This window comes from Embleya sp. L77 (genome assembly GCF_055557415.1).
Window position 1 is genome coordinate 5,024,114 of record NZ_CM145709.1, and the last position, 10,844, is coordinate 5,034,957.

Annotated in this window: 9 protein-coding genes; 5 read left to right on the plus strand and 4 right to left on the minus strand. The window is 73.0% G+C overall.

Going from position 1 to position 10,844, the window contains the following annotated elements; genetic code table 11:
• Positions 1–34: 34 nt before the first annotated feature.
• Both dinB and ACZOOI_RS21560 read left to right on the plus strand, forming a co-directional pair.
• The gene (gene dinB, locus ACZOOI_RS21555; protein ID WP_465277370.1) at positions 35–1,243 is read left to right on the plus strand and encodes a DNA polymerase IV; all 1,209 of its coding nucleotides are present in this window, start codon (positions 35–37) and stop codon (positions 1,241–1,243) included.
• Between the two features lie 281 nt (positions 1,244–1,524).
• Positions 1,525–1,917: a DUF3040 domain-containing protein gene (locus tag ACZOOI_RS21560; RefSeq protein ID WP_026218737.1), complete on the plus strand. Its 393-nt coding sequence runs from the start codon at positions 1,525–1,527 to the stop codon at positions 1,915–1,917.
• Positions 1,918–2,109: 192 nt separating this feature from the next.
• On the opposite strand, the gene ACZOOI_RS21565 is transcribed toward ACZOOI_RS21560, so the two are convergent.
• The 4 genes from ACZOOI_RS21565 to ACZOOI_RS21580 form a co-directional block, all read right to left on the minus strand.
• Positions 2,110–4,542 carry a transglutaminase TgpA family protein gene (locus ACZOOI_RS21565; protein WP_465277371.1) on the minus strand — a complete coding sequence of 811 codons (2,433 nt, stop codon included), beginning with the start codon at positions 4,540–4,542 and terminating at the stop codon, positions 2,110–2,112.
• Positions 4,539–5,942, minus strand: coding sequence for a DUF58 domain-containing protein (locus ACZOOI_RS21570; protein WP_465277372.1), 1,404 nt, complete (start codon positions 5,940–5,942; stop codon positions 4,539–4,541). The genes ACZOOI_RS21565 and ACZOOI_RS21570 overlap by 4 nt, the downstream gene beginning before the upstream one ends.
• A 1-nt stretch (position 5,943) precedes the next feature.
• Positions 5,944–7,125, minus strand: coding sequence for an AAA family ATPase (locus ACZOOI_RS21575; RefSeq protein ID WP_465277373.1), 1,182 nt, complete (start codon positions 7,123–7,125; stop codon positions 5,944–5,946).
• Positions 7,126–7,373: 248 nt separating this feature from the next.
• Positions 7,374–7,898, minus strand: coding sequence for a beta-class carbonic anhydrase (locus ACZOOI_RS21580; protein WP_465277374.1), 525 nt, complete (start codon positions 7,896–7,898; stop codon positions 7,374–7,376).
• A 350-nt stretch (positions 7,899–8,248) separates the two neighbouring features.
• Here ACZOOI_RS21580 and mraZ point away from each other — a divergent pair, with 350 nt between their 5' ends.
• From mraZ to ftsL, 3 genes are all read left to right on the plus strand, one after another.
• Complete coding sequence (mraZ, locus tag ACZOOI_RS21585) at positions 8,249–8,689, plus strand: division/cell wall cluster transcriptional repressor MraZ (protein ID WP_465277375.1); 441 nt, start codon at positions 8,249–8,251, stop codon at positions 8,687–8,689.
• A gap of 299 nt (positions 8,690–8,988) precedes the next feature.
• Positions 8,989–9,942, plus strand: coding sequence for a 16S rRNA (cytosine(1402)-N(4))-methyltransferase RsmH (gene rsmH, locus ACZOOI_RS21590; protein WP_396005614.1), 954 nt, complete (start codon positions 8,989–8,991; stop codon positions 9,940–9,942).
• Positions 9,943–9,970: 28 nt separating this feature from the next.
• A complete protein-coding gene (ftsL, locus tag ACZOOI_RS21595) occupies positions 9,971–10,546 on the plus strand; it encodes a cell division protein FtsL (RefSeq protein ID WP_465277376.1) in 576 nt (191 codons plus the stop codon).
• Positions 10,547–10,844 lie beyond the last annotated feature (298 nt).

The following is a 10,844-nucleotide window of genomic DNA, read 5'->3' on the forward strand; positions in this document are numbered from 1 at the left end:
ACGCCGGTCGGGGCCCTGGGACGGGCGGTGCCGGATGAGTACCGCCCGATCCGGCTCGCCGGCGATCATGCACGTGGACATGGACGCCTTCTACGCGTCCGTCGAGATCCGCCGCAATCCCGCACTGCGGAACACCCCCCTGGTGGTGGCCGGCCACGGCCCGCGCGGGGTGGTGCTCTCCGCCACCTACGACGTGCGCGCGCTGGGCGTACACGCCGGCCAGGCCACCTCCCGGGCCCGCCGGCTCGCCCCGCACGCGGTGTTCCTCTCGCCCGACCACGACGACTACGGGCTGGTCTCCGGCGGCGTGATGGAGGTGCTCCGCTCGATCACCCCGCGGGTGGAGCCGCTGTCCCTGGACGAGGCGTTCCTGGACCTGGCGGGCGTCACCCGCCGACTCGGCCCGCCGGAGACGGTCGGCGAGAACATCCGCGCCCGGATCCTCGACGAGCAGGGCATCACCTGCTCGGTCGGGATCGCCGACAACAAGTTCACCGCCAAGCTGGCCGGCGCGCTGGCCAAACCGGACGGGCTGCGCGTGATCCGTCCCGAGGAGGTGGTGGACTTCCTGCACCCGCTCCCGGTGGACCGCCTGTGGGGTGTCGGCGAACGCACCGGTGCGCTGCTGAGCGATCTGGGCCTGGCCACCATCGGCGATGTCGCCCACACCTCGGTCGAGACGCTGAGCCGCGCGCTCGGCCCGGCCGCGGGTCGCGGGCTGCACGAACTCGCGTGGGGTCGGGACCGGCGTCCGGTGATCCCCTGGGAACCCGAACGCAGTATCGGTGCCGAGGAGACTTTCCCCACCGATGTGGACGACCCGGATGTGATCCGCCGCACCCTGCTCGACCTCGCTCACCGCACCGCGACCCGGCTGCGGCGGGCGAAGGCGGCCGGGCGGACCGTCACGATCAAGATCCGATTCGCCGACTTCAGCACCCTCACCCGGGCCAGGACCCTGCGCGAGGCCACCGATGTGGGCCACGAGATCTACGGCGTGGCCTGCCTGCTGCACGGCGCGCTGGGCCTGGAACGGGCCCGACTGCGGCTGGTGGGCATCCGGGTGGAGGGCCTGGTCGGCGGCGCCTACCCGCGCCAACTGGCGCTCGGGGAACGGGTTCTGGGCCGGCGCGAGGCGGAACGCGCGGCCGACGCGGTGCGCGGTCGGTTCGGCGACGCGGCGCTGACCTCGGCCACGCTGCTCACCCCCGGGCCCCGGTCGCGCGGGCGTTCCGGGCGCTGAGTGCGAGCCCGCGGACCGCGGCCGGCCCACGGCCGTGACCCGCGCGGCCCCGCCCCTCAGCGCGAACCCGCTCCGGCCGCATATCATCGAAGCCCTGACCCGGAGGACATGAGCGTGTGCCGGACAGGGCAGGAGTGTCGACAGGGGCGGGAATCGACGTGGTGACCCATCATCTTGGAGCAGGCTTCGAGCCCGTGCCGAGGGTGGCTTTCACGACAGCGATTACCTGCCTATCCTGAAAGGGCCGCAAGGTCGCGTCGCGGCCGACGAAGGAGGACGCCGTGCCGCTCTCAGAGCACGAGCAGCGCATGCTTGAGCAGATGGAGCGAGCGCTCTACGCCGAAGATCCCAAATTCGCGACAGCGCTCGAAGCAGCCGGCATGCGCCGGCACACTCGGCGACGCACCGTTCAGGCAATCCTCGGATTCCTGCTCGGCATCGTCCTGTTGATGACCGGCATGATGGTCCAACAGATCTGGGTGAGCGTCATCGGCTTTCTGGCGATGCTCGGTGGGGCGCTCCTCGCGGTCACCGGCTGGCGCCGGGGACCCGCGACGGCCAACGCGGGCGAAGGCGGCGGCGCTCCCGGGCGCGCACCGCGCCGGCGCAAGGCCAAGGTGATGAACCGCATCGAGGACCGCTGGCGCCGTCGGCGCGAGGAAAACGGCGGCTGACCCTTCGGGGTGATCCGGACGACACGGCGGGGGAGACCCCGCCGCCCGGCCGACAGGGGCGGATCCCGGGCACGACATGTTCGACCCGGCCGGGTGAGTCGACCCGGTGTACGTACGAACGCCGGTGGCGGTGACTTCCGAGGATCTCGGGAGTCACCGCCACCGGCGTTTCGGCGTTTCGCGCCGTCGCGCTCAACCGATGTCGACCGGCTTCGCGGTGGGCCCGGGGCCGTCGCTCCGCCGCCGGCGCGGTCGCAATCGCTCGACGAACGCGTATCGGCGCTCGGCCGGGCTCGGTCGGCCCCGGCGGCGCAGCGACGACGGGAGCAGCGTGGCGCGCAGGCGCCGGCCGCGCCCGGCCTGGGCGAGCAGACCCTTGCGCACCGCCCGTACGTCCTCGCCCAGGCCCGGTTCCCGGGTCGGCGGGGTCTCGGCGTACAACAACCGCTCGGTGGCCAGTGCGATGCGCGGCAGTGCCTCGCGGGCCGCGAGCAGGGCGGCAGGCTCCGGGGCCGCGGCGTCGCCGTCCGCTGTTCCGGGCCGTTCGGAGAGCACCCGCAGCAGCCGTTCGGTCGCCTGCCGCGGGGTCTCCGCGTCCGGCGCCGGATGCCCCAGGTCGCGGGCGGTGTCCAGGACCTCGGTCCAGCCGCCGAGCACCGGCCCGGCCCGGTCACCGGGTTCGTCCGCGCCATCCGCCGCCACGTTTCGGGTCAGCGCGGCGAGGCGGCGGGCCCTGACCCGGCCCCGGGTCACCATCGGTGCCGCCGCGAGCAGCACGAACAGCGCGATCCCGGAGCCGATCAGCAGCGCCCGACCGGAGAGCCAGGGCCCGTCCGAGGAGCCGCCGGCGGTGACCGGTGCGGTGCTCGCGGAGACCGAGGGTGCCGCGCTCGGTGCGGTCTGCGGCTGCTTCGTGGGCAGTTCGCCCGCGCTGCCCGCCGACGCGGACGGCGCGACCGGTGCGATGTCCTGCTGCGCGTAGGAGGGCGAGTTGCCCCGTGAGGGGGTCGGCTCGAACCGGATCCAGCCCGCTCCGGAGAAGTACAGCTCCGGCCACGCGTGTGCGTCGTGGCTGCTGACCTTGTAGGTCAGGTCGGTCTGCAGGGTGCCGGGGATGAAGCCGACCGCGACCCGGGCCGGGATGCCCAGCGTGCGGGCCATCACCGCCATCGCCGACGAGAACTGCTCGCAGTAGCCGACCTTCTGCTCCAGGAAGTTCTCCAGGGCGGAGGCGCCGTTGCCCTGCGGGACCTTGGTGTCGTAGCGGAACTGGTTGGACCGGGCGAACCACTCCTCCAGGTTGCGGGCCCGGTCGTAGGAGGTGCCGTTCCCGCCGATCCGCAGTGCCTGCTGGCGGATCCGGTTCACCATGTCGGTCGGCAGCGGCAGCGACACGTACGGCGCGAGCGAGGGCGGCGGCGGCGCGGCGGCCTTGAGCTGGGCCGGGGTCGGCTCGACGTCGAGGCTGGTCACCGTCCAGCCCAGGCTGCGGGTGTCCTGCTTGTTGTCGCCGAGCAGCAGCCGTCCCTCGGGTTCGAACCGCCAATTGCCCTTCACCTGGACCTGCGAGGCCGGGTAGGGCATCGGCAGCGAACCCTGCCGGTAGCCGTTGTTGGCCTCGATCCGGGTGGTCACCTCGGTGGTGCGCACCGCCGCGTCCAGTCCCGCGGGCTTGGGAAACTCGCGCGGCACGTCGGTCAGTTGCCGCTCCGAGGGTTGCCAGGTGCGGCCGTCGAACCGGTCCAGCGAGGAGATCCGCAGGTAGATCGAGCCCGGCGTGGCCGCGTTGGTGCGGTAGCGCATCAACTCGACGTTCTCCGCCCGGTTCAGCTCGTCGGAGAGCTTGACCACGGGGTTGATCGTGGTCAGCCGGTGCGACTTCGGACCGTTGTCGTTCTTGTCGATCAGTCGGTTGGCACTGAGCGGGATCAGCGCCGGGACCGCCACGGCCACCGCGAGTGCGGTCAGGCCGATCCGGCCGCCGCCGCGTGCGGGTGGGCGGTACTGGCGCACCGGCGGGTAACCGGGCGGCACCGGCGGGGTCAGCGGGCGACCCCAGCGCAGCAGCCGCTCCCGGCCCTCCGCGAGCAGCAGCAGCACGTAGGCCAGCGCCGCGATCAGGAAGATCGCCCAGCCCAGGCCGGACCGGGACAGCGCCGCGGGCACGCTGTAGAGCGCGAGCAGCGGCAGGCCCGCCGGGGCGGCCTGGGCGTAGGTGACCGCGATCATGTCCACGAGTACGGCCATGCCGCCCATCACCAACAGCAGGATCGCGACGATCCCGGGTGAGGCGGGTGCGGGGGTGGTGAACTCGCGGATGTCCTGCCCGCCCACCCGCAGCAGGTTCACGAACGCGTCGATGCTGCTCGGCGTGGGGACCGGGCCGCTGGCGTCCGGTACGCAGACCAGCAGCAGGTAGGGCACCAGGGCGGCGAGTTGGCACAGGCCCACGATCGGGCGCGGTACCCGGATGCGTCGGGCGCCCTCGCCGACCAGGGCGACCAGCAGGATCGCGCCCAGGCCCTGGGCGATCCAGCCGCCCGCGTCGACCAGCGGGAGCAGCGAGGACGACGTCAGCGCGGTCGCGAGTCCCGCGACCAGGGCCAGGCGCAGCCGACCGGTCATGACCTTCCCCCTCCATCGACGGTGCCGCCCCCGACCGTGGGTGCCGAGCGCGGGCGCGGCGGCGGGGTCGAGGAGGCGGTGTTCGCCGCGGGTGCGGCGGGAGCACTCGCGCGCGAGGTGCCGGCGAAGGACACCGAACCCGCGGCGGCGGGGTCGCCCACCCGGCCGGCCGAGCGCCACAGTTCGGACAACCGCGATCCGGCCCGGGCGGACAACACCCGCCAGCCGGCCTGACGCAGCAGGCCCACCGCGCTGTCGTGCGCCAGCGCGCCGGGCACCCGGCCCCACGTGCTCACGTCCAGCACGACCGCGACCCCGCGGCCGGAGCGGTGCCGGGCCCGGCCCAGCCGCTTCACGTCGTCCTCGGTCAGCGCACCGAGCACGGCGACGGTCAGGCCGCCGCCGTTCGGGTCGCGCAGCGCGGGTTCGGCCTGGTCGAGCGCGGCCACCGGCACGGTCTCCACCACGGCCAACGCGTCCAGCAGGAATCCCTCCAGGTCGCCGGGCGCGGCCCGGATCCCCTCCAGGTCACCGGCCAGTGCGTCGCCCTCGGAGTCGAGCAGCCGGGTGGTGTAGCCGCGGCGGCACAGGTGTACGCCCACCGAGGCGGCGGCCGAGACGACCCACTCGAAGGACGACGCCGGCCCGTCGCCCACGTGCGCACCCTCGCGGGTGTCGATCAGTACGGTGGCCCGGTTCTGCCATGCCTGCTCCTCGCGGCGCACCATGAGTTCGCCGCGGCGGGCCGTGGAGCGCCAGTGCACCCGGCGCACGTCGTCGCCGTGTCGGTACTCGCGCGGGACCACGTCCTCCTCGCCGGACGCGGACACGTTGCGGGCGTGGCTGTCGCCGTATCCGGTCCACTCGCCGCCCAGGTCCACCGCGGGCAGCGGCTGCACCGCCGGGGTGACCACCAGGGTGTCCCGCGCGGCGAAGGACCGGGTCAGCTCGCACATCCCGAACGGATCGGCCATCCGCAGCCGCAGCGGCCCGACCGGGAAGCGCCCGCGCAGGTCCGAGCGGACCCGGTAGGACACGTGCCGGCTGCCGTGCGGCTCGATCCGGTCGAGCACGAACCGGGGCCGCGAGCCGAGCACGTACGGCACGTGGTCCTCCAGCATCAGCAGGCCGGTGGGGATGCGCGAGACGTTGTCCACGCGCAGCCGTACCTGCGACTCGTGACCGGCCGCCACCCGGGGCGGCTCCAGCGCCCGGGCGCTGGTGACCAGGTGCCGGGTGCGGGCGACGATCAGCACCGACACCAGGGGCAGCGCGGTGAGCAGGAAACCGACCCGCAACAGGTCGCGTTGGCCCAGGATCACCGCGCAGATGCTCGCGGCGACCCCCGCCGCGAGGAAGGACCGCCCCCGCGTCGTCAGGCCGGACAGGGCGGTACGCACGTCAGCGCGCCGCCCCGGAGCCCGTGCCGCCGAGGCGGCCGTCGGATGGCACCGGCGCGTAGCCCTGGTGCGCGGTGGGTGCCTGGGTCGGGTAGGGCCGGCCGCCGTTGTGCTGCGGGACGCCGCCGGGGTACGGCATGTGGGCGGGCGGCGCGGGCGGGGTCTGCACGGTCTGCGGTGCGCCGACCCGACCCTGGGCCGGCGGGACCTGGCCGGTCGGGGAGCCGGGGACCGGGACCTGGCGGACGATGTCGGTGACGATCTGTTCCGGGGTGCGCCGGGCCATCTGCGCGTCGGCGGTCGGCAGCAGCCGGTGTGCGAGCACCGCGACGGCCAGCGTCTGCAGGTCGTCCGGGAGCACGTAGTCGCGGTTGTCCAGCGCCGCCGCCGCGCGGGAGGCGCGGACCAGGTGCAGGGTCGCCCGCGGCGAGGCGCCCAGGCGCAGTTCGGGGGAGCGGCGGGTGGCGTTGACCAGGTCGACCGCGTAGCGCGCGACGGCCGGGGACACGTGCACCCGGCGTACGGCGTCCGCGAGTCGGACCAGGTCCGCGGCGTCGGCGACCGGGGTCAGGTCGGTCAGCGGCGAGCCCGCGCTGTGGCCGCCGATCATCCGCAGCTCGGCGTCCGCGGCGGGGTAGCCCATCGAGACCCGGGCCATGAACCGGTCCCGCTGCGCCTCGGGGAGAGGATACGTTCCCTCCATCTCCACCGGGTTCTGCGTCGCGATCACCATGAACGGCGCCTGTAGCTCGTAGGTGGTGCCGTCGACGGTGACCTGACGCTCGGCCATGCACTCCAGCAGCGCGGACTGGGTCTTCGGCGAGGCCCGGTTGATCTCGTCGCCGACCACGATGTTCGCGAAGATCGCGCCGGGCTTGAATTCGAACTCGCGCTTCTCCTGGTCGAAGACGCTGACTCCGGTGATGTCCGAGGGAAGCAGGTCCGGGGTGAACTGCACCCGGCGCATCCGGCAGTCGACCGAGCGCGCGAGCGCCTTGGCCAGCATCGTCTTGCCGACTCCCGGAACGTCCTCGACGAGCAGGTGGCCCTCGGCCAGCAATACGGTCAAGGCGAGGCGGACGACCTCGGGCTTGCCCTCGATCACGGTCTCCATGGCCCCGCGGATCCGATCGGTGGTGACCGTCAGATCCCCCAGACCGGCCTGATCGTTGAACGTCGACACCCGTGCCCCTCCCTGGAACCGCGTTGTGCACGCCCTGGGTCAGGGCCACAGGCCGATTCTCCCGGTAGCGTGCGCTGCCGTCACCCCGTTGGACGGCCCGGACGACGCACGATGCGACTCCGGAGGGTAGTCGACGCGCCGTGGGGACGGTCCGGTCGGCAGAAAATGGCTCGGCCGAGACGGGTCGGTCTCCTCGATGGTGCGGTGCCGACCCGGAAAACGGGTCGGCAAGATCGGGGCGACGGACCCTAGGACTGCTCGGGGGCGTCTTCCGGTTGCACGTCCGGGAGGGGGAAAACCTCGCGCAACAGGCCGGTGGTGACGTCGTATACGAATCCGCGCACCGTGTCGTTGTGCAACAGGAACGGGGACCTGCGCACGCGGTTCATCGACTGACGCACGTCGCCGTCGAGATCGACGAACGCCTCGACCGCCCACTGCGGGCGCAGGCCGGTGGCGGCCTCCAGTTCGCGGCGGAAATCCTCGGTCACCGTGAGCATGCCGCACTGGGTGTGGTGGATCAGCACGACCTGCGTGGTGCCCAGGTGGCGCTGACTGATCGTCAGCGAACGCACCACGTCGTCGGTGACCACGCCGCCCGCGTTGCGGATCACGTGCGTGTCACCCAGCTCGAGCCCGAGCATCGCGTGCACGTCCAGGCGGGCGTCCATGCACGTGACGACTGCGGTATGCCGGACCGGCATCGCGGACATGCCGGGGTCGCGGTACTTCTCCGCGTAGTGCCGGTTGGCGGCGACAAGACGATCGACCATGGTCAGGACGTTAGCGACCCGCGCCGCGTTTCGCCCCGTGGGGGGAGTCACACTCTCGAAGAAAGGGATGGCTCGTCACCATTTTCGGGTCTATGGGTGCTAATCCCCGAATGGGAGATTCGTACCGGGATCCCAATGGTGTGGAGGTGGAAACCCGCGCCCGAGGCGGGGGAGTGGCGTGCGGGGGGCGCGCAATCGGGTGGTTCTTCGGATGCACCCCTTCTGACCTGGGCTTTTGTCGATGCTGTGCACAGAGTGACGCGCCCGAAAAGGGTTGACCGTGGGGTTTGGTGGAGTAGAGTGGCGGGAAATGGAGCTGCGAAGCTCCACGTGGCGGCCGGAGGTGCTCGGTGTTCCTGGGCACATACGAGCCCCGGTTGGACGAAAAAGGCCGGCTGATCCTGCCGGCTCGGTTCCGGGACGAGTTGGCGGAGGGCCTAGTGATCACAAAGGGGCAGGAACGCTGCCTCTATGTGTGGCCCATCGCGGAATTCACCCGGATCGCCGAGCAGTTGGGTAAGGCGCCGGTGACCTCGAAGGCCGCCCGGGATTACATGCGCGTCTTCTACGCGGGCGCATCCGACGCGGTGCCGGACAAGCAGGGGCGGGTGCTGGTGCCGCAACCGCTGCGGGACTACGCCGGGCTCGACCGGGACAGCCGCGACTGCGTCGTGATCGGGACCAACACCCGGGTCGAGCTGTGGGCGGCGCAGACCTGGCACGACTACCTCGCGGAACAGGAACAGTCCTTTGCCGAGCTGTCCGAGGAGGTGCTGCCCGGCCTGCTGTGACCGAGGCGCGACGCTCGATGCCGCCTTCTCCCCGCATCCCTGACGAACGCGATCTCGACCGTGACGCACGTGCGGCGAGGCCTCCACCCGCTCCGAGCTTTCTGGCACTCCTTCCCCGGTGCCAGAGGTCACTTCCCCAGACGAGCGGGCGGGGACCTGACTGCATGTTCTCCCGGCACCTCGCGACGCGGCCTCCGGGGCCGGCTCCCCGATCCACCGAGATCCGCCGGACACGGCCTAGACTGCGGGTTTCCGCACGACGAAGGGCCCGGAGTGAACGCGACGATGGTGGAGGGGCCGTGACGGCGCCCGCCCACATTCCGGTCCTGCTGGAACGGTGCGTCGAGCTGCTCGCCCCCGCGCTGCGCGCGCCCGGAGCGGTCGTGGTGGACGCGACGCTCGGCATGGGCGGGCACAGCGAAGCCCTGCTGACGGCCTTCCCCGAGGCACGGCTGATCGGCCTGGACCGCGACCCGGAGGCACTGGAGCGCTCCGGCGCCCGACTGGCCGGCTTCGGCGAGCGCGCGACGCTGGTGCACGCGGTCTACGACGAACTGCCGCAGGTGCTGGCGCGGCTCGGGATCGAGCGGATCGACGGCATCCTGTTCGACCTGGGTGTCTCCTCGTTGCAACTGGACCGGGCCGACCGCGGCTTCGCCTACGCGCAGGACGCGCCGCTGGACATGCGGATGGATCCGACGGTGGGCATCACCGCGGCCGACATCCTCAACAGCTACACCGCGGGCGACCTGGCCCGGATCCTGCGCGACTTCGGCGAGGAGCGGTTCGCCCGACGGGTCGCCGACGCGATCGTGCGCGAGCGGGAGAAGGAGCCGTTCACCAACAGCGCGCGCCTGGTCGACATCGTGCGCACCGCGATCCCGGCCGCCACGCGACGCACCGGCGGCAATCCGTCCAAGCGCACCTTCCAGGCGCTGCGCATCGAGGTCAACGGCGAACTCGCGGTGCTCGAGCGCGCGTTGCCCGCGGCGGTCCGGGCGCTGGCGCTGCACGGGCGGATCGTGGTGATGTCCTACCACTCGCTGGAGGACCGGATGACCAAGCGCGTGCTCGCGGCCGGCGCCGAGAGCAAGGCGCCGCCGGACCTGCCGGTGGTCCCGGAGGACCTGCAGCCCCGGCTCAAGCTGCTCACCCGCGGCTCGGAGAAGGCGAGCGAGCAGGAGAACGCGGACAACCCGCGCGCGGCCTCGGTACGGCTGCGAGCGGCGGAGCGGGTGCGGGAAGACCTGTGAATCGACGCGGCGGACGGGGGAGCCGGGGATGAGCGGCGCGGCAAGGACGATGACCCGCATCCGGCTGGTCGCGCACCAGGCCAAGGGTTCGACGCGGACCCCGTTCGTGGTGCTCGTGGTCGCCCTGCTCGGCGGTGGCCTGCTGTCCCTGCTGCTGCTCAACACCGCGCTCAACCAGGGCTCGTTCGAACTCGGCCGGTTGCAAAAGCGGCAGGACCAGCTCACCGACGACCGCGAGGCGCTCCAGCGCGAACTGGACGCCAAGGCCGCGCCGGGCGAACTCGCGCGACGCGCCCAGGAACTGGGCATGGTCCCGGGCGGCAGCCCGGTGTTCATCGACCCGGCGACCGGGCGCGTGCTCGGCGTCCCGAAACCGGCCACGTCCAAGCCGCCGCTGGTGCCCGAGACGCCCACGACCCCCGTGCCGCCCGCATCCGCGGCACCGCCCGCGGCCGGTGGCGGTCCGGGCGCACCGGCTCCGGCCGGTCCTGCCCCGGCGGCTCCGGCCGACCCCGGCACGCCCGACAACGCTGCCTCGGCGACCCCGGCCCCGCCGGCTTCCACCGCGCCGGCCGGCGCCACGCCGCCGGAAGCGACCCGTTGACGGTGTTCGCCGCCGATCGGTTCGCCCACCCCGGCGGCCGATCCACTCGGCTCGGCGGGTCGGCCGGCACCGGGGCCCGGCTGCCCGATCCCGACCACCCGGGCCACGACATCCGCCGTCGCGGCTCGGCGTGCCAGACGACCGGCTGCGCGGCGCGGTCCTTCGGGCCGCGTCGGGCGTCGTCGCCGGCGCCGAAGGTGCGGGCTCGGGCGGTGTCGCCCGTCGGATCGGCCCCGACGGCGCCGCCGAACGGGCGGATCCGCGGTTCGGGGCGGGGCGGGGGCGATCGCATCGGCGC